Source organism: Corallococcus sp. AS-1-6 (genome assembly GCF_020037015.1).
Taxonomy (GTDB): Bacteria; Myxococcota; Myxococcia; order Myxococcales; family Myxococcaceae; genus Corallococcus.
Genome location: NZ_JAIQDE010000010.1, coordinates 39,131 through 65,383 on the forward strand (window position 1 = coordinate 39,131; position 26,253 = coordinate 65,383).

10 protein-coding genes are annotated in these 26,253 nt (G+C 70.5%); 5 read left to right on the forward strand and 5 right to left on the reverse strand.

Features of this window, described 5'->3' with window-relative positions; all coding sequences use genetic code 11:
• The first annotated feature begins 183 nt into the window (after positions 1-183).
• The 3 genes from K8612_RS15630 (at position 184) to K8612_RS15640 (ending at position 15,386) form a co-directional block, all read left to right on the forward strand.
• Complete coding sequence (locus tag K8612_RS15630) at positions 184-12,267, forward strand: non-ribosomal peptide synthetase (protein ID WP_223762836.1); 12,084 nt, start codon at positions 184-186, stop codon at positions 12,265-12,267.
• Positions 12,268-12,372: 105 nt separating this feature from the next.
• Positions 12,373-14,190, forward strand: a complete 1,818-nt coding sequence (locus K8612_RS15635; protein ID WP_223762837.1) for a hypothetical protein — start codon at positions 12,373-12,375, stop codon at positions 14,188-14,190.
• A 68-nt stretch (positions 14,191-14,258) separates the two neighbouring features.
• Positions 14,259-15,386 (forward strand): heparan-alpha-glucosaminide N-acetyltransferase domain-containing protein, encoded by a 1,128-nt coding sequence (locus K8612_RS15640; protein WP_223762838.1) that lies wholly within the window; start codon positions 14,259-14,261, stop codon positions 15,384-15,386.
• Here K8612_RS15640 and K8612_RS15645 read toward each other — a convergent pair.
• Positions 15,343-15,834: a VOC family protein gene (locus tag K8612_RS15645; protein ID WP_223762839.1), complete on the reverse strand. Its 492-nt coding sequence runs from the start codon at positions 15,832-15,834 to the stop codon at positions 15,343-15,345. The genes K8612_RS15640 and K8612_RS15645 overlap by 44 nt on opposite strands.
• A gap of 143 nt (positions 15,835-15,977) precedes the next feature.
• Between K8612_RS15645 and K8612_RS15650 the strand changes: the two genes are divergently transcribed.
• Positions 15,978-17,789 (forward strand): von Willebrand factor type A domain-containing protein, encoded by a 1,812-nt coding sequence (locus tag K8612_RS15650; protein ID WP_223762840.1) that lies wholly within the window; start codon positions 15,978-15,980, stop codon positions 17,787-17,789.
• 101 nt (positions 17,790-17,890) lie between these two features.
• Here the strand turns inward: K8612_RS15650 and K8612_RS15655 are convergent, their stop codons facing one another.
• The gene (locus tag K8612_RS15655) at positions 17,891-18,493 is read right to left on the reverse strand and encodes a hypothetical protein (protein ID WP_223762841.1); all 603 of its coding nucleotides are present in this window, start codon (positions 18,491-18,493) and stop codon (positions 17,891-17,893) included.
• Positions 18,494-18,615: 122 nt separating this feature from the next.
• Here K8612_RS15655 and K8612_RS15660 point away from each other — a divergent pair, with 122 nt between their 5' ends.
• A complete protein-coding gene (locus K8612_RS15660; protein ID WP_223762842.1) occupies positions 18,616-19,308 on the forward strand; it encodes an expansin EXLX1 family cellulose-binding protein in 693 nt (230 codons plus the stop codon).
• A gap of 33 nt (positions 19,309-19,341) precedes the next feature.
• Here K8612_RS15660 and K8612_RS15665 read toward each other — a convergent pair whose 3' ends face one another.
• From K8612_RS15665 to K8612_RS15675, 3 genes are all read right to left on the reverse strand, one after another.
• A complete protein-coding gene (locus K8612_RS15665; protein ID WP_223762843.1) occupies positions 19,342-19,941 on the reverse strand; it encodes a hypothetical protein in 600 nt (199 codons plus the stop codon).
• A 79-nt stretch (positions 19,942-20,020) separates the two neighbouring features.
• Positions 20,021-20,611 carry a hypothetical protein gene (locus K8612_RS15670; RefSeq protein WP_223738176.1) on the reverse strand — a complete coding sequence of 197 codons (591 nt, stop codon included), beginning with the start codon at positions 20,609-20,611 and terminating at the stop codon, positions 20,021-20,023.
• 69 nt (positions 20,612-20,680) lie between these two features.
• On the reverse strand, positions 20,681-26,215 hold the full coding sequence (locus K8612_RS15675; RefSeq protein WP_223762844.1) for a DNA repair ATPase: 5,535 nt from the start codon (positions 26,213-26,215) through the stop codon (positions 20,681-20,683).
• Positions 26,216-26,253 lie beyond the last annotated feature (38 nt).

Consider the following 26,253-nt stretch of genomic DNA (forward strand, 5'->3'; position numbering starts at 1 on the left):
GTTCACGGAGGACGTCGCGCGCATGTGAGCGATCCGCCCCACCAGGGTGTCGCGAGCCGCCCGACCTTGCGCGCGCCGCGCTCACGTCTCTTTAATCCGTGTCACGCGCCGCCCTTGTTTCAATTGCTTCCGTGTCCAATGCGGCGGCACTGACACCCCCTCTCGTCGGGGTGGCGCGTCGACATGACCGACACCGTCGACGTCCCCGTGTTTCCCCGGGGTCTGGCTCCTCGAAGCATCGCTGATGCCTTCGAGGCCCAGGCCGCGCTCCGTCCCCACGCCGTCGCCGTCCGCTGTGACGGACAGCAGCTCACGTACGCGGAGCTGGACGCGCGGGCGAACCGGCTCGCGGGCTGGTTGAAGGCGCGGGGCGTGGGCCGCGAGCGGCCCCAGGTGGGCGTGTGCCTGCCGCGCTCGGTGGACCTCATCGTCACGCTGGTCGGCATCCTCAAGGCGGGCGGTGCGTACGTCCCGCTGGATCCGGAGTACCCCTCGGAGCGGCTGGCCTTCATGGCCACGGACTCGCGCGTGCGGATCATCGTCACGCACGCCGGGCTGGAGTCACACCTGCCGTCCGGGGACTGGCGCACGCTCCGGCTGGACACGGACGCGGACGCGTTGGCTGCCTTCTGCGACGGGCCCATCGCGCGCGACGTGGTGGAGGACGACCTGGCCTACGTCGTCTTCACGTCCGGCTCCACGGGCCGTCCCAAGGGCGTGTGCGTGCCCCACCGGGGCGTGCTGCGGCTGGTGCTCGGCGCGGACTACGTGCACCTGGGCCCGGACGAGGTGCTGTTGCAGTTGGCGCCGGTGGCCTTCGACGCGTCCACGTTCGAGCTCTGGGGGCCGCTGCTCAACGGCGGTCGCGTGGCGGTGTTCTCGCGTGGGGCCGCCGCGCTGGACGAGCTGGGAGACTTCCTGCGCGAGGAGCGCGTGACGACGGCGTTCCTCACCACCGGCCTGTTCAACACGCTGGTGGACCGGGGCCTGCCGGGCACCCAGACGCTGCGGCAGCTCTACACGGGCGGAGAGGTGATGTCGCTGCCCCACGCGCGCCGGGCGCTGGAGGCCCTGCCGCACACGCGCATCTTCAACTGCTACGGCCCCACGGAGAACACCACCTTCACGAGCTGCCAGCTCCTGCGCGCGCCGCTCGGCTCCGAGCCCGCGCCCATTGGCCACGCCATCTCCGGCACGCGGATGTACGTGCTGGACCCGGAGGGCCGCGAGCTGCCCGTGGGCGCCGTGGGCGAGCTGTACACGGGGGGCAGCGGCGTCGCGTGGGGCTACTGGGAGCGCCCGGACCTCACCGCCGAACGGTTCCTGCCGGACCCCTTCAGCACCGAGCCGGGCGCGCGCATGTATCGCTCGGGAGACCTCGCGCGGCGGCTCGAGGACGGCGCGGTGGACTTCGTGGGACGCGTGGACCACCAGGTCAAGGTGCGCGGCTTCCGCATCGAACCTGGCGAGATCGAAGCGGCGCTGCGCCTGCGGCCCTCCGTGCAGGAGGCCGTGGTGATGGTGCGCGAGGACGTGCCCGGGGACCGGAGGCTCGTGGCGTACGTGACGGCGTCGGAGCCCCTGACGGCGCCGGTGCTGCGGGCCCACCTGAAGGGCCACCTGCCCGCGCACATGCTGCCTTCGGCCATCGTCGTCCTGGACGCGATGCCGCTCACGGCCAACGGCAAGGTGGAGCGCAAGGCGCTGCCGGATCCGCGCGACTGCCCCGGGGCCGAGGAGGACTTCGTCGCGCCGGAGACCGCGCTGGAGCGGACCGTCGCTCGGGTCTGGGCGGATGTGCTGCGCGTGGAGGCGGTCAGCGCCACGGCGGACTTCTTCGAGTTGGGGGGGCAATCCCTCCTGGCCACGCAGGCCATTGGCCGGCTGTGTGACGTGCTCCAGCGTCCCGTGCCGCTGCGCTTGCTGTTCGCGAACCCGCTCCTGCGGGACTTCGCCGCCGCGCTGGAGGTGGCCTCTCCGGTGGCGGAGCGCGCCGAGGCGCCCATCCCTCCGTGCACGGATGCCGCACGGGAACACCTGTCGTTCGCGCAGCAGCGGCTGTGGTTCCTGGACCAGTGGATGCCGGGCTCCGCGCTGTATTCGCTGCCATTCGCGTTCCGCCTGGAGGGGCTCCTGGACACGGCCGCGCTGGCGCAGGCGCTCCAGGCCATGGTGGACCGGCATGAGTCCCTGCGAACCACCTTCCCTGGCGAAGGCGCCGCCATCCAGCACGTCGCCGCGCACCTGCCCGTGACGCTGGAGCGCGCGGAGACAGGCTCGGAGGAAGAGACGCTCGCGTGCATGCAGCGCGAAGCGGAGCGGCCGTTCGACCTGGCCCGAGGGCCGTTGTTCCGTGCGCTGCTCATCCGTGAAGCGGAGCGGCGGCACGTGCTGGTGCTCAACCTGCACCACATCGTCTCCGACGGCTGGTCCTTCGGCGTGCTGTATCAGGAGCTGTCCACGGCGTACCTCGCTCGGGAGCTGGCGCCGCTGCCCCTCCAATATCCCGACTACGCGGCGTGGCAGCGCCAGTGGCTCCAGGGCGACGTGCTCCAGCGGGAGCTGGGCTTCTGGGAGCGGCAGCTCGCGGACGTGCCGCATGTGCTGGAGCTGCCCACCGACCGGCCGCGTCCCTCCGTGCAGCGGTTCGAGGGCGCCGTCCATCGCTTCACGGTTCCGGCGCGTCTCCAGCGGGCGCTGGAGGAGCTGGCGCGCCGTGAAGGGGCCACGTTGTTCATGGTCCTGCTCACCGGGTTCCAGGTGCTGCTGTCTCGCTACAGCGGCCAGCGGGACTTCGTGGTGGGCACGCCCATCGCCAACCGCACGCGGAAGGAGCTGGAGGGGCTCATCGGCTTCTTCGTCAACACGCTGCCCATCCGCGCTCGCATCGAAGGGGAGCCGTCGTTCCTCCAGTTGCTGGCACAGGTGCGCGACCGCGCGCTGGGGGCGTATGCCCATCAGCACCTGCCGTTCGAGAAGCTGGTGGAGGCGCTCCAGGTCGAACGCGAGCCGAGCCGGACGCCGCTCATCCAGGTGCTGTTCGCGCTCCAGAACGCGCCCACGTCGCGGCTCCAGTTCCCGGACGTCACCGTCACCCCGCTGACGCTCGACACGCGCACGTCCAAGTTCGACCTGTTCCTCGCGCTGGAGGAGTCCGGTGACGCGCTCGCGGGCACGCTCGAATACGCCACGGCGCTATTCGACACGGCCACCATCGAGCGTTTCACGGCGCACTACCTCCAGGTGCTGCGGTGCTTCGTGGAGGCGCCGGACCAAGCCATCGGAGACGCCGTGTTCCTGTCGGAGGTGGAGCGGCGGCGGGTGCTCCGCGACTGGAACGCTTCGGCGCGCCCCTACCCTTCGGAGCTGTCCATCGTGGACGCCTTCGCGCTCCAGGTCGCGCGGCGGCCCGAGGCCATCGCCGTGAGCCATGGGCCTGTGACGCTCACGTACGCGGAGCTGGATACGCGCGCGGAGCATCTGGCCCGGCGGCTGCGGACGCTCGGGGTGGGACGGCGCACGCCGCAGGTGGGCGTGTGCCTGCCGCGCTCGGTGGACCTCATCGTGTCGCTCCTGGCCATCCTCAAGGCGGGCGGCGCCTACGTCCCGCTGGATCCCGAGCACCCTTCCGAGCGGCTCGCCTTCATGGCCACCGATGCGCGGCTGGTCGCCATCGTCACGCATGAGGCGCTGGCGGCCGGGCTGCCCGCGGGGTCATGGACGCCCGTGTCCCTGGATGTTCCGTGGGATGCCGTGGAAGCACCGGCGGCCGAGCCCGTGATGCCGGTGGACCTGGCGCACATCATCTACACGTCCGGATCCACGGGCCGTCCCAAGGGCGTGTGCATCCCGCATCAGGGCGTGGTGCGGCTGGTGCTCAACCCGGACTACGTGCACCTGGGCCCCGGCGACCGGATGGCGCAGTCCACGACCATCGCGTTCGACCTGTCCACGCTGGAGATCTGGGGCGCGCTGCTCAACGGGGCCACGCTGGTCCTGTTCACCAAGGACGAGATCATCGACCCGGACGTCCTGGCGCGCAGGCTCGAGGACGAGCGCGTCACGCACATGGTCCTGGCCACGGCGTTGTTCAACCATGTCGCCCGCTCGCGGCCCGAGGCCTTCCGGCACCTGTCCTGGATGATCTTCGGCGGCGAGGCCGCGGACGTCGCCAGCGTCAACGCGGTGCTCTCGCACGGCGGCCCCACGGCGTTGATCAACGGCTATGGCCCCACGGAGAACACGTCGTTCAGCACGTGGCACCGGGTGCCGCACGTGGGCGTCGAGTCCGTGCCCATCGGTGGGCCGATCGCCAACAGCACGGCGTACGTGCTCGATGCCCGGCTCCAGTGGGTGCCGCCTGGAGTCGTCGGGGAGCTGTTCGTCGGGGGTGACGGACTGGCGCTCGGGTATTGGGACCGGTCGGACCTCACGGCGGAGAAGTTCATCCCCCACCCGTTCAGCGACGTGCCCGGTGCCCGGCTCTATCGCACGGGCGACCTGGTCCGGCAGCGCGCGGACGGCGTCCTGGAGTACGTAGGCCGCCGCGATCATCAGGTGAAGCTGCGGGGCTTCCGCATCGAACCCGGCGAAGTGGAAGCGGCCCTGCGGCAGCACCCCGCCGCGCGGGAGGCACTCGTGCTGCTGCGCGAGGACACGCCGGGAGACCGCAGGCTCGTGGCCTACGTCGCGGCCACCGACACCCCGGACGCGGTGTTCCGCGAGTTCCTCCAGGCACGGCTCCCGAGCCACATGGTGCCCGCCGCCTTCGTCGTGCTGGAGTCGTTGCCCCTCACGCCCAACGGGAAGATCGACCGGCGCGCGCTGCCCGTTCCCGAAGCCTCCGGCACCGAGGGCTTCATCGCGCCCCGGAGTCCACTCGAAGCGCGGATCGCGGGCATCTGGGCCTCGCTGCTGGGCGGACGCGAGGTCGGAGCGCACTCCCACTTCTTCGACCTGGGCGGCCATTCGCTGCTGGCCACGCAGGTGGTGTCCCGCGTGCGGGATGCGCTGGGCGTGTCACTTCCCGTGCGCGCTCTCTTCGAAGCACCTCGCCTGGAGGCGTTCGTCCGGACCGTGGAGGGCCTGCTGGCGCAGGGGCACAGGGAGGCCTCGCGCATCCCCGTGGTGCCTCGCGGGGCCGGAGCGCTTCCGCTGTCCTTCGCGCAGGAGCGGCTGTGGTTCCTGGGCCGGCTCCACGACGCACCCGGCGTCTACAACATGCCCATGGCGCTGCGCCTGGACGGCCCCCTGGACGTCCCGGTGCTGCGCGCCAGCCTGGAGGCGCTCGTGTCGCGGCACGAGTCCCTTCGCACCACGTTCCCGGAGGGCGACCGCCCCACGCAGCACATCTCCGAGGCGCCTGTCTTCACGTTGGACGTTCAGCGACTCGACGCGCGGGGGCCCGACGACTCGCGAGTCCAGGCGCGGCTGCGGCAGGAAGCGGACCGGTCCTTCGACCTCGCGCGGGGGCCGCTGTTCCGGGCGCTGCTGCTCCAGCTCGAAGGCACGTGCTCGGTGTTGGTGCTCAACCTGCATCACATCGTGTCCGATGGTTGGTCGCTGGGCGTGCTCTACCGCGAGCTGTCCGCTGAGTACGGCGCGCGAATCCAGGGCCAGCCCCCGCGACTGGCACCGCTGCCCGTGCAATACGCGGACTACGCGGCGTGGCAGCGCGAGTGGCTCCAGGGCGAGGTGCTCCAGGAACAGCTCGGCTTCTGGAAGGAGCAGCTCGCGGACGCGCCGCATGTCCTGGAGCTGCCCACCGACCGTCCTCGCCCCGCGGTGCAGCGGTTCGATGGCGCCACGTTCCGCTTCACGCTGCCGTCCGCGCTCCGTCATTCGCTGGAGGCCCTGTCCCGAGAGGAAGGCGCCACGCTGTTCATGACGTTGATGGCGGGATTCCAGTTGCTGCTGTCGCGCTACAGCGGGCAGCGGGACTTCATCGTCGGCACGCCCATCGCCAACCGCACGCGTGAGGAGGTGGAAGGCCTCATCGGCTTCTTCGTCAACACGCTGCCCCTGCGGGCCCACCTGCGTGACGGTGCTTCCTTCCGTGAAGTGCTGCGGCAGGTGCGCGACCGGGCCCTGGGCGCTTACGCGCATCAGGAGCTTCCGTTCGAGAAGCTCGTCGAGGAGCTGCACGTCGAACGCGCCCTGAGCCACGGACCGCTGGTGCAGGTGATGTTCGCCTTGCAGAACGCTCCCGGCACGTTGCCCCAGCTTCCGGGCCTCCAGGTCCAGGCGGTGGAGCTGCCGCTCCAGACCTCCAAGTTCGACCTCAGCTTGATGCTGGAGGAGACCGGCGACGGACTCTCGGGCGTCCTCGAATACGCGAGCGCGCTGTTCGAGCCCCGTACCATCGAGCGGATGGCGGGCCACTTCCACCGCCTGCTCGAAGGCGCGCTCCTCCGGCCCGATGCGGCCATCCACACCCTGCCCTGGCTGTCCGAAGCCGAGCGCCAGCAGGTCCTCGCGTCGTGGAACGACACCGCGCGCCCCTACCCGCGCGACGCATCCCTGGTGAGTGCCTTCAACGCGCAGGTGGCCGCGCGCCCGGATGCCATCGCCGTGCGACACGGTTCGGATGCGCTCACCTACGCGGAGCTGGATGCTCGCGCCAAGCAGCTCGCGTGGGCGCTCCAGGCTCAGGGGGTCGGACGGGATGCGCCGCGTGTCGGCGTGTGCCTGTCACGCTCCATCGAGCTCGTCGTGGCGCTCGTCGCCATCCTCAAGGCCGGTGGCGCCTACGTGCCGCTGGACCCGGACTACCCGGCGGACCGGATCGCCTTCATGGCCTCGGATGCGCGGCTCGTCGCGGTCGTCACCGCGTCGGCGCTCGCGGATCACGTCCCCTCGGGACCGTGGAAGGTGTTGCGGCTGGATGCGCTCCCGGCGGGTCTGGAACGCCGTGCGCCGCCGGAGGCGTGCACGGGCGATGACCTGGCGCACATCATCTACACGTCCGGATCCACGGGCCGTCCCAAGGGCGTGTGCATCCCGCATCGGGGGGTCGCCCGGCTGGTGCTCGACCCGGACTTCATCCAGCTCCGTCCCGAGGACCGCATCGCCCAGACGTCCACGGTCGCCTTCGATGCCTCGACGTTCGAGCTGTGGAGCGCGCTGCTCAACGGTGCGACGCTGGTCCTGCTGTCCAAGGAAGAGGTGATCGAGCCCACGGTGCTCTCGCGGCGGGTCCGTGAAGAGGGCATCACGGTGCTGTTCCTGACCACGGCGCTCCTCAACCACGTCGCGCGCACGGACCCGTCGCTGCTGAAGGGCCTGCGGTGGCTCCTGTTCGGTGGCGAGGCCGCGGACCCGGCCTGCATCCGCGCCATCCTCTCCCACAGCGCACCGGAGCACATCGTTCACGCCTACGGGCCCACGGAGAACTCCGCGTACAGCACGTGGTTCTCTCCGACGCACGTCGACCCTGACGCGGTGACGGTGCCCATCGGGCGCCCGGTCTCCAACAGCACGGCGTACGTGCTGGACGCGCACCTGCACCCGGTCGCACCCGGCATCGTCGGCGAGCTGTTCGTCGGCGGGGATGGCCTCGCCTGGGGCTACTGGGAGCGGCCCGACCTCACCGCGTCCGCCTTCGTCCCCCACCCCTTCGCCTCCACTCCGGGAGCCCGCCTCTACCGCACGGGCGACCTCGTCCGTCAGCGCCACGACGGCGCCTTCGACTTCGTCGGACGCCGCGACCACCAGGTCAAGGTGCGTGGCTTCCGCATCGAGCCCGGTGAAATCGAAGCCGTGCTGCGCCAGCACCCGGCCGTGCGCGAGGTGCTGGTGCTCGTGCGCGAGGACTCGCCCGGCGACAAGCGACTGGTCGCCTACGTCACCTTCCGTGACTCCGTGACGACCAGCGACCTGCGCGCCCACGTCCAGGCTTCACTTCCCAGCCACATGGTCCCCTCCGCGTTCGTCCTGCTGGACGCGCTGCCGCTCAACGCGAACGGCAAGGTGGACCGCCGCGCGCTGCCTGTGCCCGAAGGCGACGTGCCGACCTCGGCGGGCACACGGCCCCTGACGGCGCTGGAGCAGACGTTGAGCGCCATCTGGTGCGCGGTGCTGAACCGCGCCCATGTCCCCGTCGATGCGAACTTCTTCGACCTGGGTGGACACTCGTTGCTGGCCACACGCATCGTCTCCCGGACGTCGCAGGTGCTGGGCGTTCCCGTCCCCGTGCGGACCCTCTTCGAGTTCCCCACCATCGAAACCCTGGCGCGCGTACTGGAAGGACGCGCGCGGGACTCGTCGCTGTCCGTGCCCGCGCTCCGGAGCTGGCACCGGGAAGGACCGCCGCCCCTGTCCTTCGCGCAGGAGCGGCTCTGGTTCCTCAATCAGTTCCACTCGGACCGGGCCGCGTACAACATGCCCATGGCGCTGCGGCTGGAGGGAGCGCTGGACGTGGACGCCATGGAGGACGCCCTCCAGGCGCTGGTGGACCGGCACGAAGCCCTGCGCACAGTGTTCCCAGGTGAGGGCGTCCCCGCGCAGCGCATCCTGCCCCGGTCGCCCGTGTCCCTTCGCCGGGTCGAAGCCTCGTCCAGGCACGAAGCGGAAGCCCTGTTGCGCGAGGACGCGGAGACGCCATTCGACCTCGCGGAGGGCCCGCTGTTCCGTGCCCTCCTGGTGCGCGAGGACGCTGAACACCATGTGCTGCTGATCAACCTGCACCACATCGTGTCCGATGGCTGGTCGATGGGCGTGCTCTACCGCGAGCTGTCCGCCGAGTACGAAGCGCGGCACGCGGGCCGGGCCTCGGAGCTGACGGACCTGCCCGTGCAGTACGCGGACCATGCGGCGTGGCAGCGCCAGTGGCTCCAGGGCGACGTGCTCCAGCGGCAGCTCGACTTCTGGAAGCAGCAACTGGCGGACGTGCCCCACGTCCTGGAGCTGCCCACCGACCATCCTCGTCCAGCAGTGCAGCAGTTCGCGGGCTCCACCCACGTCTTCACCCTTCCGCGAAGCGTACTCGAAGCGTTGGAGGGCCTGGGCCGCCAGGAAGGGGCCACGCTGTTCATGACGTTGATGGCGGGCTTCCAGTTGCTGCTGTCGCGCTACAGCGGGCAGCGGGACTTCATCGTCGGCACGCCCATCGCCAACCGCACGCGTGAGGAGGTGGAAGGCCTCATCGGCTTCTTCGTCAACACGCTGCCCCTGCGGGCCCACCTGCGCGACGGTGCTTCCTTCCGTGAAGTGCTGCGGCAAGTGCGCGACCGGGCCCTGGGGGCGTACGCGCACCAGGAGCTTCCGTTCGAGAAGCTCGTCGAGGAGCTGCACGTCGAACGCGCGCTGAGCCACGGGCCGCTGGTGCAGGTGATGTTCGCCTTGCAGAACGCTCCCGGCACGCCGCCCCAGCTCCCGGGCCTCCAGGTCCAGGCGGTGGAGCTTCAGACCCCGACCTCCAAGTTCGACCTCACGCTGGCCCTGACCGAAACAGCGGAAGGCCTCAGCGGCACGTTCGAGTACGCGACCTCCCTGTTCGAACCCCGCACGCTCGAACGGATGGCGGACCACTTCCGGCGTCTCCTCGAAGGCGCGCTGCATCAGCCGGACGCGGCCATCCACGCCCTGCCCTGGCTGTCCGAAGCCGAGCGCCAGCAGGTCCTCACGGCCTGGAACGACACCGGCCGGCCCTATCCGAGGGACCTCTCCCTGGCCCAGTCCTTCGAAGCCCAGGTGTCCACGCGTCCGGAGGCCATCGCAGTGCGCCATGGTGCCCAGACGCTCACCTACGCGGAGCTGGACGCCCGCGCCAATCAGCTCGCGTGGGCGCTCCAGGCGCAGGGCGTTGGACCGGATGCGCCTCGCGTGGGCGTGTGCCTGCCTCGCTCCATCGACCTCATCGTGGCGCTGGTCGCAGTGCTCAAGGCGGGCGGCGCCTACGTGCCGTTGGATCCGGACTACCCGGTGGATCGCCTGGCGCTCATGATCTCCGATGCGAAGGTGCATCGGATCATCACGAGCACGGCGTCATCGAACCGCTTCTCGTCGGACAGCGTGGGATTCATCCACATCGATGCGTTGGAGGCCCCCGCGCGTTCGGGCTCGCCCCACGACGCGACGCGCTTCCATCCCGCGCAGCCCGCGTACCTCATCTACACCTCCGGCTCCACGGGCCGGCCCAAGGGCGTCTGCGTCCCGCATCAGGCCGTGATGCGGCTGGTGATGGATCCGGACTACATCTCCTTCGGCCCTGAAGACCGCGTGGCCCAGGCCGCGACGGTGTCCTTCGACGCCTCGACCTTCGAGGTGTGGGGCGCGCTGCTCAATGGCGCGACGCTCGTCCTGTTCTCGAAGGAGGACATCATCGAGCCCGCGACGCTGGCCCGGGGTCTGCGGGACGAACGCATCACCGCGCTGTTCCTCACCACGGCCCTCTTCAACCACGTCACCCGCATGGAGCCCACGGCCTTCAACGGCCTGTCCACGCTCCTCTTCGGTGGCGAGGCCTCGGACCCGGCCTGCGTGAACCGGCTGCTCGAACACGGCGGGCCTCGCAGGTTGGTGCACGTCTATGGCCCCACGGAGAACACCACGTTCAGCACGTGGCAGCTCGTCACGAAGCCCGTCTCAGGCACGGTGCCCATTGGCAGGCCGCTCTCCAACAGCACGGCGTACGTGCTGGACGCGCACCTGCACCCGGTCGCACCTGGCATCGTCGGTGAGCTGTTCGTCGGCGGGGATGGCCTCGCCTGGGGCTACTGGGAGCGGCCCGACCTCACCGCGTCCGCCTTCGTCCCCCACCCCTTCGCCTCCACTCCGGGAGCCCGCCTCTACCGCACGGGCGACCTCGTCCGTCAGCGCCACGACGGCGCCTTCGACTTCGTCGGACGCCGCGACCACCAGGTCAAGGTGCGTGGCTTCCGCATCGAGCCCGGTGAAATCGAAGCCGTGCTGCGCCAGCACCCGGCCGTGCGCGAGGTGCTGGTGCTCGTGCGCGAGGACTCGCCCGGCGACAAGCGACTGGTCGCCTACGTCACCTTCCGCGACTCCGTGACGGCCAGCGACCTGCGCGCCCACGTCCAGGCTTCGCTTCCCAGCCACATGGTCCCCTCCGCGTTCGTCCTGCTGGACGCGCTGCCGCTCAACGCGAACGGCAAGGTGGATCGCCGCGCGCTGCCCCGTCCTTCCGACGCCGCGGAGACGGAGGAGGCCGGCGTGCTGCCTCGCACGCCGCTGGAACAACAGCTCGCGGACCTCTGGGCGGAGGTGCTGGGGCGCACGGTCCACAGCGTCACCGCGAGCTTCTTCGACCTGGGCGGCCACTCGCTGCTCGCGGCGCAGCTCGTGTCCAAGCTGTCGGAGCACTTCCCGTTCAAGGTCCCGCTCCAGGTCCTCTTCCAGAGTCCGACGGTCGCGGCGCTCGCGCAGTGGCTGCAGGCGAAGCTCACGCCCGATGCACCGGCGGCCACGCAGGGGCCCACGCTCCCGGAGGGCATCGTGCGGCTCCAGGAGGGACGCCCGGACCTTCCGCCGCTGTGGTGCATGCACCCGGTGGGCGGCACGGTGTTCTGCTACCAGGACCTCGTGCGTGCGCTCGGTCCCGGCCGCACGGTGTACGGCTTCCAGGCTCCCGGCGTGAACGGCGAGTGCCCGCCGCTCACGAGCATCGAGGTGCTCGCGTCCCACCACCTGGGCGCCATGCTCCAGTGGCAACCCCAGGGGCCCCACTACCTCGTGGGCCTCTCCATGGGCGGCACCATCGTCTACGAGATGGCCCAGCGCATGCGCGAGCTGGGCATCCCCCCGGCGCTGCTCGTTTTCCTCGACACGCCGGGCCCCGGCCAGATGCCCACGCGGTTCGAGGACGACGCCGCGCTGCTCGCGGCCATGTTCGGCGATGACACCCCGACGCTCGCCCAGCGCCTGCGCGCCCTGCCCCCGCATGAGCAGATGAAGGAGGTGCTGCGGCAGGCCCGCGAGGGCGCGACGGTGCCGGACTCGTATTCGCTGCGCGACCTGGAGATCTTCCTGGACGTGTGGAAGGCCCACATGCGCGCCCTCTTCAGCTACGCGCCCGTGCCCTACGAGGGCGCGGCCACGTACCTGAAGGCCCAGGTCCACGTGCCGCCCCACCCGCTGCACCCGGAGCAGCCGTGGCAGGAGCTCGTGCGGCATGGACTGGAGGTGCTGCCCGTGCCCGGCAACCACCAGACGATGATCGAGCCGCCGAACGTCGAGACCCTGGCGAGACACCTGACCGCGTGCCTGCGGCGCGTCGAGGACGCCGTGGCCCGAAGCTCGGTCGCCTAGCGTCCGCAAGGAGCCCTCGGCGGCGTGTCCGATGAGCGGACGGCCGAGGGGCGGGGCGGGCCCGCGACGGAAGGACTGGGGGCGCCTGAGCGTACTAGCGCCTCCATGACCAACACCATTCGACGCGCCTTCGCGGCGCTGCTGACGCTGACGTGTCTTGGGGCGCTGTCCGCCCAGGCCGCCACGGGTGTGCAGGGCCCCGTGCCTCCGGCCTTCCAGAATCGCTTGATGGTCGGCCTCTTCGAGGAGGCCGGCCAGAGCTGGATGCGGGACAGCAACGTGCCGTGGGACGCGCGCTACCGCTACTTCACCAAGGGCTGGGCGAACAACTGGGGCTATGGCGCCCGCGACGGCAGTTGGGCCGCCAGCTTCTTCACGGAGACGAAGGCGCAGGGCTACGTCCCCGTCGTCACCTACTACCAGCTCTTCGGAGAGCCGGGCGGCGGCGAGCAGGAGACGCTCGCGAAGCTGAAGAACGCCTCCACCATGCGCAGCTACTTCGAGGACGTGAAGCTGCTCCTCCAGCGCGCGAAGAGCTACGGCGGCCCGGTCGTCCTCCACGTGGAGCCGGACGCGGTCGGCTTCCTCCAGTTCCAGACGGCGTCCAACCCCAACGCCCCCGCGGCCATCGCCTCCTCGGGGATGCCGGAGCTCGCGGGCCTGCCCAACACCGTCGCGGGGTGGAGCCTGGCGTTCCTCCAGCTTCGCAAGGCCGTGGGCGCGAACAACGTCGTGCTGGGCCTGCACATCTCCGCGTGGGCCAGCGGCAAGGACATCGCGTTCAACTCGCTCACGGATCCGCTCCAGCCGGAGGTGGACAAGGTCGTCAACTTCCTCAAGCCGCTGGGCCTGGGCACCAACGTCACCGGCGCCACCTACGACGTGCTCGTGGGCGACCCGCTGGACCGCGACGCGGACTTCTACCGGCTCACGCAGGGCGCCGACCATATGTGGGACATGAGCGATTCGGCGTCCCTCACGTCGCGCTCCTACAACCGCTACGCGGAGTGGCTGCGCCTGTGGAACCAGACCTCCGGCAAGCGCTGGATGCTGTGGCAGATCCCGCTGGGCAACTCCAACCACCTCAACATCACCAACAGCGGCGGTCCGCGCCAGGGCTACAAGGACAACCGCACCGAGTACTTCTTCGGCGCGAGCGGGGATGCGCACCGGCGCAAGTTCGCCAACGTGGGCGTCGTCGCCCTGCTGTACGGCGCGGGCGCGGGCGGCCAGAGCTCCTACCAGAACGACCTGGGCACCGATGGCCAGCCGTACCTGAAGACGCGCGCGGCCACGTTCCTCAACGCGGGCGGGCTGCTCCTGCCGGCGGCCGGCACCACCCTCCCTCCGCCGGGCGGCGGCGGATCCACCGACGGTGGCGCCGTGGACGCCGGCACCCCGCCGGTCGACGCGGGCACCCCTGACGGCGGCACGAGCCCCGACGGCGGCACCGGCGCCTCCGACGCGGGCACCCCGGCGGATCCGTCGCAGTACGGCTTCGAGTCCGGCGCGCAGGGCTGGAGCGCCAGCGGCGCCGCGCTGTCGGCGGTGAGCAGCACGACGTCCAAGGCCTTCGCGGGCACCCGTTCGCTGGCCGTGCCCTTCAACGGCGCGTCCGGCCAGGGCACGGTGGCCGTGGCCAACGCGGCCGTGCCGTCCGGCAAGACGGTGACGTTCCAGGTGTGGCTGCCCACCGGCAGCAAGATCACCGGCGTCCAGCCCTACACCCTGGAGGGCGCCTCCGCGAACTGGCGCTGGACGGGCAACTGGATCGACGTCAGCAGCCTGAAGGCCGGCGCCTGGAACGCCATCACCGTGAAGCTGCCCTCTGGCTCCACCACCCCGCTGTACCAACTGGGCGTGGAGTTCCAGACGGCGGGCGCGTGGACGGGGACGGTCTACCTCGACGCCGTCACCTGGTAGTCCAAGCAGTCTCCGGTCCCGCGGGCGCGTGCATCCGCCCGCGGGACCGACGTAGGGTAGCGCCGCCCGTGAGTTCCCCGACCAACGCCGCCCCCATCTCCCGCGAGCGCGTGCGCGCCATCGACTGGCTGCGCGGCCTCTCCGTCCTCGTGATGATCCAGACCCACGCGCTGGTGCTGCTCACCCCGGAGCTGCGCAAGAGCGTGTGGACCGGACGGCTGCTCAAGGTGGACGGGCTGGTGGCCCCCGCGTTCATCTTCTCCGCCGGGTTCGCGCTGGCGCTGCTGATGGTGCGCAGCGCCGCCGGGGGCGTGCTGAACGAGCGCGTGCGCCGCAACCTGCGCCGCATCGCGGAGGTGTTCGCCGTCGCCGCGCTCGTCAACGCCGTCTGGTTCCCCATCCGCACGGAGCCCGTGTGGCTCTTGCGCCTGGACATCCTCCACTGCGTGGGGCTGTGCCTGCTGCTCACCCTGCCCATGGCCGCGCTCCTGGCCTCGCGCCCGCGCGTGCTCGCGGGCACCGCGCTCGTCCTGGCGATGGTGGCGTTCGCGCTGGCCCCCTTCAGCGACTCCGCGGGCGAGCCCTGGGCGTCGTTCCTGCGCAAGTCCAGTTGGGCCCCCTTCCCGCTGGTGCCGTGGGTGGGCTTCGCGTGGCTGGGCGCCTTCGCGGGCTGCATCGCGGGCGCGTGGGGCCGCAAGGGGCTGGCGTGGGCCCTGGGCTTCCTCATCGCGCTGGGCCTCGTGGGCACGCTGCTGCCGGGCGTGCTCAACAACCTCTACCCGCCGCACCGCTTCTTCGTCACCAACCCGTCCAACTCCGCCACCCGCTTCATGTGGGTCTGCGCGGTGCTGCTCGTGATGCTGTGGGCGGAGGGCCGGATGTCACCGGACGCGAAGCCGTCCCGCGCGCGCCGCTTCCTGGAGGTCTTCGGCACCTCGTCGCTGTCCGCCTACTTCTTCCACGAGATGCTGCTGTACTACCGCGTCTTCGGCGTCTTCTCGTTCCAGAAGCTGTGGGGCGACTCCAGCGGGTGGCTGAAGTTCTCCGGCCTGCTCGCGCTGCTCATCGCGTGCACGTTCGTGCTGTGCCTCGCGTGGGATCCGGTGGAGCGCGCGGGGAAGAAGGCCTTCGCGCGCGCCGGACAGTGGCTGCTCAGTGCGCCGCGCTGGCTGAGGCCTGATCGAAGGCGCGGATGAGCTCCGGCGGGGCCTGCACCAGCTCGATCAGCACGCCCTCGCCGCTCAGCGGGAACTGATCGCTGGCCTTCGGGTGGATGAAGCACACGTCGAAGCCCGCCGCGCCCTTGCGGATGCCGCCGGGCGTGAAGCGCATGCCCTGCCCCTCCAGCCACTTGACGGCCACCGCCAGGTCATCCACCCACAGGCCCACGTGGTTGAGCGCCGGGTCATGGACCTTGGGACGGCCGTCCGGATTGACGGGCTGCATCAAGTCCACCTCGACCTTGAAGGGGCCCGCGCCCGCCACGACGATGTCCTCGTCCACGTTCTCCTTCTCGCTGCGGTAGGTGCCGTGGGCCGTCAGGCCCAGCGTGTCCACCCACAGCTTGCGCAGGGCGCCCTTGTCCAGCCCTCCAATGGCGATCTGCTGGATGCCCAGAATCCGGAACGGTCGTGTCGTCTCCATGGCCGGGGACCGTCGCAAAAGGGGTCCCCCCACGCAAGCGCGGCCCACGCGCGGACCCGGGAAAAATTCACGGGATAAACCCATTCCGGAGGTCGGTCGTTTCCAGGGGCACGCTGACTTCCTCCCGTCGTCCCGGAGCCGCCATGTCCCCGTTCTTCTCGAAGCGCCGCGTGTCCTTCGTCAGTGGTGCCCTCCTCTGCGCCAGCCTCGTGAGCGCGTGCTCCTCCCGGGAGCCGGCGCAGGGCCGCCTGTCGGCGCGCGACGAGCTCAAGCCCCAGGCCCTGGCGGCCACCCAGAGCGCCCCCAAGGACGAGGACACGGCCCTCATGGCGCCCCCGCCGCCCCCGTCCACCCCGGCCGCGGACGCCAGGAACCGCGGTGACATCGCGCCGGCCCCCGCCGAGGAGCGTGAGGCGTCCAGTGCCCTGGCGGCGTCCGAGCCGGCCACGCGCCGCGCCCCGCCGGCGAAGGCGGCCATGCCCATGGGCGCGGCGCTGGGCACCCTGGGTGCCGCCGGCGCCCCGGCTCCGGTCCATCCGCCGGTGGAGAAGCGCAAGCTGGAGATGGACGCGGACAAGGGCGTCGCCGAGGGCGGCAACGTCTTCGAGACCTACAAGGCCAACGCCTTCACCGAGACGGCGAAGGACAACCTGTCCACCTTCGCGGCGGACGTGGACACGGCGTCCTACTCCATGGCGCGGCGCTACCTGCAGCAGGGCCAGTTGCCGCCCACCCAGGCGGTGCGCGTGGAGGAGTTCGTCAACTACTTCAAGTACCGCTACACGCCGCCGGAGGAAGGCGCCTTCACGGTGCACCTGGAGGGCGCGCCCTCGCCCTTCAACGCGCGCCGCCAGTTCGTGCGCGTGGGCGTGCAGGGCAAGGTCGTCTCCCGCTCGCAGCGCAAGCCCGCGCACCTGGTGTTCCTGGTGGACACCAGCGGCTCCATGGCGTCGTCGGACAAGCTGCCGCTGGCCATCGAGTCCATCAAGGTCGCGGTGAAGAACCTCAACGAGAACGACACCGTGGCGCTCGTCACCTACGCGGGCTCCACGCGGGACGTGCTGGCCCCCACGCCCGCCACGGACGTGAAGAAGATCCACGCGGCGCTGGACTCGCTGACCGCGGGCGGCGGCACGGCCATGGCCTCAGGCATGGAGCTGGCCTACAAGCACGCGGTGAAGAAGGCCGCGGGCGGCGTGGTGTCCCGCGTGGTGGTGCTCACCGACGGTGACGCCAACATCGGCAACACCAGCCCCAAGGCCATGCTGGCCAGCATCGAGAAGTACGTGGCCGAGGGCGTCACCCTCACCACGGTGGGCTTCGGTATGGGCAACTACCACGACTCGCTGATGGAGCAGTTGGCCGACAAGGGCAACGGCAACAGCTTCTACGTGGACAGCATGAAGGAGGCGCGCAAGGTCTTCGAGACGCAGCTCACCGGCACGCTGGAGGTCATCGCGAAGGACGTGAAGTTCCAGGTGGAGTTCAACCCGAAGGCCGTCAGCCGCTACCGCCTGATGGGCTACGAGAACCGCGACATCGCGGACAAGGACTTCCGCGACGACAAGGTGGACGCGGGCGAGATTGGCGCGGGCCACACCGTGACGGCGCTCTACGAGGTGGAGCTCACCGGCGACGCGCCCCAGGAGCTGGCCACCGTGCGCATCCGCGCCAAGGCGCCCAACGGCACGGAGGCCAGGGAGCAGGCCTTCCCGCTCACCCGCGCGAACCTGAAGCCCTCCATGGAGGCCGCCTCCAGCGACTTCCGCTTCGCCCTCGCCGTGGCCGCCACCGCGGACATCCTCCGCGCCGCGCCCGCCGCGGAGGGCTGGAGCCTGGCCACCACGCAGAAGCTGGCGGAGGGCGCCGTGGCCGGTGACTCCGACCGCACCGAGTTCGTCCGTCTCATCGGCCAGGCACGCGCGCTGACGACCGCGTCCGCCAGCGGCCGCTGAAAGCAGCACCCAGCACGACGCAACGGGGAACGCGCAGCAAGGGGGGCCCTGCCCGCCACCGGGGATGCACCGGTGGCGGGCAGGGCTTTTTCAGGAGGGCTTCAGATGACGGTGATGACAGGGGGCGTGGTGGTGGTGAAGAAGTCGGTGAAGGTCGCCGACCAGTAGGTCCCCGACTTGCCGTTGATCTTGCACGCCTTGGTACCGGAGGCCGTCACGTTGGTCCCAGAGCTGCTGACGCCGAGGCCCCCCGTGGAGATGCTGCCCGTCATGTAGTCGCAGTAGACGTCCGCGTTGCGCGTGGTGGAGAGCGTCGTGGGGTCCACGGCGCGCACCGCCATGATGGTGGCGGCAGAGCCGCTCCAGCCATTCCGCATCGTGAAGCCCACCGCGAGCCCCAGGCTGGAACCGGAGAGGGACACGGTGCCCGGCGGGCTCAGCGGGACGGACTGGACGACCACCGACGCGCCCGTCGTCAGGGTGCAGGTGGCGCCGCCCGTGCGGGTGATGACGACGTTGTACTGCGGCGGAGACGTGGTGATCTGCACCGTGGTCGCCTCGTAGTCACAGCCCTGCGAGGACGCCGTCGTCAACCGCGCACCCTGCCGCGCGAGCTCCGCGCCGTCCTCCTGCTCCGGACCGCCACAGGCCGACAGCATGAGGGCGGACCCAAGACACACCACGGACGTCAGCTTGCTCATCATGGGAATTCCTTTCCTTTTTTGGGGAGGGGGAAGGCCCGGACGCTAACAATCCTGCCTGGCGGAACCAATACGCGGAGTCCTGTCTGCCGTTGACGCGGAGCGCCGCGTGTATGATGCGCGGTATGAACCGACCCGCTTCGTTGCGAAATGCGTGGGTGTTGGCCCTGACCTCGCTGCCCCTTGGGGCCTGCGGAGACTCCGCCTCCGGGGGCGGCGTGGCCCTGGGCTCCGAGCAGAAAGGGATTGCGACCTATTACGACGCCAACGGGGGCGGCAACTGCAGCTACGACCCGAGCGGCGACCTGATGGTGGCCGCGATGAACCGCGAGCAGTACGACAACAGCGCCGCCTGCGGGCAGTGCGTGGACATCGTGGGGCCCAAGGGCAGCGCGCGCGTGCGCATCGTGGACCAGTGCCCGGAGTGCGAGAAGGGCCACCTGGACCTGTCCGTGGAGGCCTTCGACAAGGTCGCGGAGCGGAAGGACGGCCGGGTGGACATCACCTGGACGCCGGTGTCCTGCGACGTGGCCGGCCCGGTGAAGTACCACTTCAAGGACGGCAGCAACCCCTGGTGGACGGCCATCCAGGTGCGCAACCACCGGCTGCCCATCAAGAAGCTGGAGTGGCGGCGCGACGGGGATTGGAAGGCGCTGGAGCGCCAGAGCTACAACTACTTCGTCTTCGAGGGCATCGGCGAGGGCCGCTTCCAACTGCGCGTCACCGCCAGTGACGGCCAGCAGTTGGTGGACTCCGTGGAGAAGGTGCTGGACGACGACACCGTGGACGGGGCGGAGCAGTTCGCGCCCCAGAAGTAGGCCGCGCGCCCCGCCGCCCCGTCCGTCACGGCATCAGAACGTCATGATGGACGGGGCCGTGGTGCTGGTGAAGAAGTCCGGGTAGCTGGCCAGGTACGTGTTGCCCGTGCCCGTCTGGCCGTAGATGGTGCCGTTCTTCGTGCCGTAGACGGTCAGCGTGGTGCCGTCGGAGGCGATGGACAGGCTGCCCGAGTAGATGGAGCCCCGGCCCAGGTACACGGACAGGCCCGCGTACCGGACGATGTCCAGCGTGTCCGGCGCCACGTGCCGGATGCCCAGGGACTGGGGCGCGCTGCCGCTGACGCTGGTCTTGTACGTGTAGCTCACGGCCACGCCCAGGTCGTTGGCCGCCAGCGACAGCGAGGGCGCGGTGCCGGTGGACGTGCCCACCACGACGCTGCCCGCGCCATACGCGCAGGTGGCGTCCGCCGCGCGCGTGACGATGACGTCGTAGATGGGAGGCAGCGTGCCCGGCTGCGCCGCGGACGACACCGTGAACGTGCAGCCCTGGGAGGTGCCCGTCACCAGCGCGGACTCCTGGGTGGCGAGGCCCTCCTCCCCCTCCACGCCAGCGCCACAGGCCGTGAGGCCCACGACCGCGCAAAGGGAAACAACAGACTTGACGTCCAGCATGGCATTGCACTCCAGGGTTGGGGTGGAACCGCGGCGCCCCCTATAAAGGCAGACGTCAGACATTGGAAACAGATTGTTTTCAATAGGCGACGATGGTGGGAGCCAGGGTGCTGGTGAAGAAGTCAGGGAAGACGGCCACGTAGCGGTCCCCGGAGCCCGTCTCTCCGGAGATGGGGACGTTCTTGGTGCCGGTGGCGATCAGCGTCGTGCCATCCGGTCCAATGCCCAGGTCCGCGGACCAGATGTACGTCCCCAGCGCGACGGGCATCAGGCCCGCGGAGCGGACGATGGCCAGCGAGTCCGGCGCCACATGCTTGATGGCCACCGCCATGGGCGACGGGCCGCCCGTCCGGTACGTGTAGCCCACGGCCACGCCCAGGTCGTTGGCCGCCAGCGACACCATGGAGGGCGGATTGGCGTTGGAGTACCCGACCGTCACGGTGCTCGCGCTCCAGGGGCAGGTCGCGCTCGCCTCGCGCGTGAGCTTGATGTCGAAGATGGGGGGAACCGGGACGCGCTGCACGAACGACACCGTGAAGGTGCAGCCCTGGGACGTCCCGGTCACCAGCGCGGCCTTCTGGGTGGCGAGCGCCCCCGCTTCTTCCGCTCCACCACACGCCATGACGACGGCGAGCGCACCCAGGGAAACAGCCGACTTGAAGAATTGCATGGCATTGACCTCCAGGGGTTGGAACCGCGCCAACCCCTTTAAAGGCAAACGCCAGACATGCAAATCGAATCAGCGCCGCAGCATGCCGCGCAGCAGCTCCAGGGCTTCCGTGACCCCCTGCCAGACCTGGAGCGCCTTGATGCCCTCCCCTTCGCCCTGCACGTTGCGGCGGGCGGCGCGCTCCAGGGGCAGCAGCGCTCCCTCCACCAGCTCGATCTGCCGGCTGAGCTCCGCCGGAGACGGACCGTTCGCGGCGCGCTGGAGCGACTCCACCGGGGTGGGCAGCGACACCGACACGGGCCGGTCCGCCAGGGCCGTGATGGCCTTGGAGAGCTGCGCCATGTACGGGCCGAAGTCCGGCGCGGGCGCCTGGGGCATGGGCGCGTTGCGCAGCGTGGGGGCCTCCTCCGCCTGCGCGGCCACGCGCTCCGTGAGGGCCTTGAGCAGTTGCGCCAGGTGCTTGAGGTACGGGGCCAGGTCCGTGGCGGGCGCCTGGGCCTGGGGCGCGGCCGGGAGGGACACCTGCACCGGGGCGGGGGGCTTCTGGGCGGCCTCGCGGCTGACGCGGGCCACCTCCAGCACGGCCTCGCGCAGGGCCTCCAGGTGCGGGGCCACGGGCGTGTCGTCGCTGGGGGCGTTCGCCTGCGCGGCGGCCTGCACCACCGCGTCGCGCACGGAGCCCAGTTGCTCCTCGATGGCGCCTAGCTGTCCGGTGACGCGCGCCACGGGGTCGTCCTCCTTGCCCCCCATGCGCTTCACGCGGGCGAAGCCCTGCTTGATCTCCTCCCAGCGCTTCGCCTTCTCCGGCGTCAGGCGCCCGCGCATCTCCGCCAGCTTGAGCAGGTTCTGCTCCGCCGCGGTGGTGAGCGTCTGGGATTCGCCCTGGTAGTGGTCGTCGATGCGGCGCTCCAGTTCGTCGTCCGTCATCGCGGAGACGACCTTCTCCGCCAGCTTGCCCATGTTGCGGTAGCTGCCCTGCAGCTTGAACGGCGGCTCCGTGCGGAAGCGCTCGTCCTGCGCGGCGGACGCGATGTACTGGAGGTTCACCTTGAGCAGCACCTGCTGCACGCGGAACAGCCGCTGGAAGACGGCGATGATCTCCTGGAGCTCCGCCGCCGCGTAGCCGTGCTTCAGCTCGCCGGAGGGGACCTCCTCGCCCCGGGCCATGCGGATGAGGCGGTGCACGTCCTGCGGGTCGCGCGTGGCCAGCGGCGCGAGCACCGGGTTGGAGGTGAGCGCGTTCTCCAGGTAGCTGAGCGCGAACAGCTCCTCCTTGCCGTCCAGGATGTCACCCAGGTTGTAGGTGTCCGCGCGGTTGGCGAGCATGTCCGGGATCCGGAAGCGCTCGCCCGTCTCCGTGTAGGGGTTGCCCGCCATCACCACGCAGAACTTCTTGCCGCGCAGGTCATACGTGCGCGTCTGGCCATTCCAGACACCCTCCACGCGGCGCTGGCCGTCGCACAGGGAGATGAACTTCTGGAGCAGCTCCGGGTCCGTGTGCTGGATGTCGTCGAGGTAGAGCATCACGTTGTTGCCCATCTCGAAGGACAGGTTGATGCGCTCCACCTCCTGCCGCGCGGTGGCGTTGGGCGCCTCCGCGGGATCCAACGACTTCACGGAGTGGCCCAGCGCCGGCCCGTTCACCTTCACGAAGGTGAGGCCCAGGCGGCTGGCCACGTACTCCATCAGCGTCGTCTTGCCGTAGCCCGGCGGCGACATGAGCAGCAGCATGCCCATGCGGTCCGTGCGCTTGCCCTCGCCCGCCGCGCCCAACTGCTTGGCCAGGTTCGCGCCGATGAGTGGCAGGTACACCTCGTCGATGAGCCGGTTGCGCACGAAGCTCGTGAGCACCTTGGGCGTCAGCTCCTCCAGCCGCAGCTTGCGCCGCTCGCGGTCCAGCAGGTCGCGCAGGTACGCGCGGTAGGCCACGTACGCGGGCACGCGCACCTGGCGGAACTCGCCCAGCCGCGACAGGAACTCGTCCAGGCGCAGGGACAGCTTGCGGTCCTGGATGCGCGGGTGGCTGCCCAGCAGGCCCGTGGCCTCCGTGGCCGTGAGGGCGCCCGCCGTCTCGCGGTCCAGCTTGCGCTCGGTGAGCAGCACCACCGCCGTCTCCAGCGCGACGTGGGCCGCCTCGCCCGGGCCGCCCTCGCGCTTCGCGAGGAACGCGTCCACCCAGGCGCGGGCGATGCGCAGGCGCTCCGGCAGGTTCTTCTCCAGGCCGCGCAGGTCGTCGTCGAACGCGGTGCGCGAACCGTGGCGGTCCAGGTGCGCGAGGAAGGCGTCCTTCAGCGCCAGGGCCTCGCGGCTGGTGGTGAAGCGCGGGCGGTCCACCGCCAGCTCCTCCACCAGGTAGCGGCCCGCCTGCCGGCCCTCCGCGGGCGAGGCCGCGAGCCCGTGACCCTGGAGGAACGCGAGCACGCGCTCGCCCAGCTCATCCCCCAGCGCCACCAGGTCCGAGCCGGTGTCGAACGCCTGCCGCAGCCGCGCGAGGCTGCGCGCCCGCCGGTGGAACACGCCCCGGAGCGCGTCGTCCGGATCAAAAGCCCAGTACAGCGCGGCCCAGGCGCGAGGCCCCGGGGCGAAGCGCAGCAGGCCCGCGCCCTGGTGCAGCGCGAGCAGCTTCTCCAGGAGCACCGTCGCGTCCGCGTCGTGCACGCCGCGCTCGTAGCCCTCGTCGAAGCGGTCCGCGGCGTACGCGCGCACGCGCTCCATCAACTGCCCCTGCGCGCCGGCCTCGTACAGCGCCGCGAGCGTGAGGCCGCCCTTCCCCTCCTCCGCGTCCATCAGCAGGCCCGCGGCCAGGTACTCCGCGCGGTACACGTCGCGCGTCTCGGAGACCAGGTGCTGCTCCCAGAGCTCGCGGTACTTCAGCAGCTCCGGGTCCTCCACCTTCTGCGTGTAGTCGGAGCCGGTGAGCTGGAGGTACAGCGCGCCGTCGCGAGGAACGAGCGTCAGCTCCAGCGGCTGCGTGTTGACGTGGAAGCGGTACTGCCCCAGCTTGATGAGGCCCTCGCCGCCCTCGAACAGGTCCTGCTTGTCGCGCAGGGCGCGCAGGGCGTCCTGCTTCGCGGACTTCACCCGCGACAGCACTTCGTCCGCGCGCACGCTGTCCTGGAGCGCCAGCAACTGTTCGGACAGTTGCCGCAGCTTGAGGATCATCGCGTCGGACGCGAAGTAGGCGTTGAGCTCGTCGTCCGCCTTGAACGACTTCGCCCGGCGCTGCACGCCCTGGAGGATGCGCTCCGCCGCGCTGAAGAGGCCCGAGGCCCGGCGCTGGCGCTCGTCCACCAGCGCCTGCTTGCGCGCGCCGAAGGCCTCCAGCAGCTCCTCGCGCTTCTGGGTGATCTGCCCCAGGAACTCGTCGAACTCGCCGAAGCGGCCCTCCAGCTCCTCCAGCAGCACGGTGAGCTTGGAGAGCGCCTCGTCGCACTTCTCCGGCGAGTCCGCCTGCGACAGCGCGTTCTCGATGCTCTGCCCCAGGAGCTTGAACTGCGCGCCGAACTCCGCGCGCTTCTCCCTGCCGGACAGCTCCTTGCGCTTCGCCTGGAGCCCCGCGCGAACGCGGTTCAGGCGGCTGAACAGCTCGGAGATGCCCTCAAGAATCCGGGCCCGGGCCAGCGGATCGCCCACCTGGAGTCCGCCCACCACCTCGCCCAGCACCTCCAGGCCCTGGCCGGTGCGCTCCAGGTCCTCGGCCAGCGGGGCCAGCTCCGCCGTCGTCGCCAGCGGCTCCAGCCGCTCCAGGAGCCCCTCGAGCCGCGAGGCCAGGGGCTGGAGCGCTTCCCCCTTCTGGAGGAAGTCCACGCACGCGGTGCTCACCGCGTCGGACGCGGCCACCACCGCCTGCTCCAGGGCGTCCACGCGCCCCAGGTCCATGTAGCGGACGTCCTTCAGCGTGATCAGGTGCCCCCGGTGCCGGCGCAGGTCCGCCAGGGCGCGCATGAAGCCTTCGGCGTCCGTGAGCCCCTCCGGCTGCGCGTTGAGCAGGAGCGTCTCCTGCGTCTGGAGGGCCTGCGCGAGCGACTCCTCCGCGCGCTTGCGCATCGCGAGGACCTTCTCGAACTCATCGATGATGAGCTCGGAGGTGCGGCGCAGCAGCTCGATGGGCTCCTGGAGCCCCACCTCCGCGTGGGAGAGCCAGTAGTACGCGTCCAGGGCGCGCGTGGCCGCGGAGACCAGGTCCTCGTAGGTGCGGCGCGTGGGCCTGTCCGTCCTCGCCACGCGCGGCAGCGTCAGCGCGTCGCTGATGCCGCGCACCAGCTCCGCGTTGCCCACCTTGCCCAGATAGCCCGGCGCGGGGGGCAGCTTCGCCGCGTGCTCGTCGGAGACGAACGGCGTCTGCCACACCTGCATGGGGTGCACGCGCGTGGGCTCCTGCGACGAGGCGCGGAACACCACCAGCCCGCCGTCCGCGAAGAGGCTCATGCCGTTGGCCTGCAGCGGCGTCTGCACCTCCTTGCGCACCAGGTTGTACGGGAAGAGCACGTAGGCGCCGTCATCCCGGCGGTGGAAGACGTAGAGCACGTCCTCCCCGTTGGGCGAGCGCACCGCCTGGTGGAACTCCATCCCCTCCGACGCGCCGTCGAAGACCTTGTAGTCGCCCGTCTGGAGGTAGTAGCCGCCCGGGAAGACGATGCCCTGGTCCTCCGGCAGCCGCACGCAGGACTGGCCGATGGCGTCGATGCGCACCACGTGCTGGGTGCGCGCGTTGAAGACGAGGTAGCGGTGCGCCTTCTCCCGGAACGGCAGGATGCGCAGGAGGATGAGCCCGCCCACCTGCGTCCAGGCGAACTCCGCGTCGTCCAGCGACTGGTCCGGGTCCTCCACCGGCTCGCTGTAGATGCCCAGGCCGGTGGTGGTGTTGTCCTCCACCTTCACGGTGAGGTCGCCCTTCACCGTCTCCACGAAGACCTGATCCAGCACGTTGACGTGCGGGTGCTGGCCCAGCACGTACTGCTCGCGCGTGGCCACCGTCCACTCGAAGTCGTGTGACGGCGGGTAGACGTGGTCGCGCTCGCCCTGGTTGTCCACGTAGGTGGCGCGGCCCTCCACGTCCACGTTGAAGCGGAAGACCTTCAGGTCGCGCGCGGACTGGCCCGTCTGGAACACCGCGAGCAGGCGCGAGTCCCGGCGCCTGAGCTGCAAGAGCTTCGTGTCCTTGTAGTACTTGTACAGCTCGCTGAAGTCCTTCACGAACCGGGGGTCCGCGAGGAAGCCGCCGGCCTCCGTGGGAGGCACGGCGGAGAGGTCGAAGCCCTCGGCCGTCTTCTCGAAGCGGTGCAGCGAGAAGACGTCCGAGACGGTCGTCTCCTTCTTCAGGCCGATGAAGACGTTGTAGCCGAAGAGGAGGTACTTCCCGACGCTGACGATGTCGCGGGGGACGCAGTTGTTCTCCGTGCGCACCCGCTCATTGCCGATGACGGTGAGCTCCGTGCCGCCGAACAGCGCCTTGCGCCGGGCGTTGAGGTCGTTCGCCTGGGTCGCCAGCGCGTCCGCCTGGGAGAGGAGGCGCGCGCGGATGACCTCGTAGCTGCCGCCCTCCAGCGTCGCCTCGCCCCCGGGCGCCTGGGCGCCCGGGGTCTTGGTGCTGTCAGTTGCCATGGATGTTCACCGGAAAGGAGTTGCGATTGGCGGGACGC

Coding starts and splice junctions, on each gene's coding strand:
- K8612_RS15630 (WP_223762836.1), top strand. CDS start 184: ATGACCGACACCGTCGACGTCCCCGTGTTTCCCCGGGGTCTGGCTCCT.
- K8612_RS15635 (WP_223762837.1), top strand. CDS start 12,373: ATGACCAACACCATTCGACGCGCCTTCGCGGCGCTGCTGACGCTGACG.
- K8612_RS15645 (WP_223762839.1), bottom strand. CDS start 15,834: ATGGAGACGACACGACCGTTCCGGATTCTGGGCATCCAGCAGATCGCC.
- K8612_RS15650 (WP_223762840.1), top strand. CDS start 15,978: ATGTCCCCGTTCTTCTCGAAGCGCCGCGTGTCCTTCGTCAGTGGTGCC.
- K8612_RS15655 (WP_223762841.1), bottom strand. CDS start 18,493: ATGATGAGCAAGCTGACGTCCGTGGTGTGTCTTGGGTCCGCCCTCATG.
- K8612_RS15660 (WP_223762842.1), top strand. CDS start 18,616: ATGAACCGACCCGCTTCGTTGCGAAATGCGTGGGTGTTGGCCCTGACC.
- K8612_RS15665 (WP_223762843.1), bottom strand. CDS start 19,941: ATGCTGGACGTCAAGTCTGTTGTTTCCCTTTGCGCGGTCGTGGGCCTC.
- K8612_RS15670 (WP_223738176.1), bottom strand. CDS start 20,611: ATGCAATTCTTCAAGTCGGCTGTTTCCCTGGGTGCGCTCGCCGTCGTC.
- K8612_RS15675 (WP_223762844.1), bottom strand. CDS start 26,215: ATGGCAACTGACAGCACCAAGACCCCGGGCGCCCAGGCGCCCGGGGGC.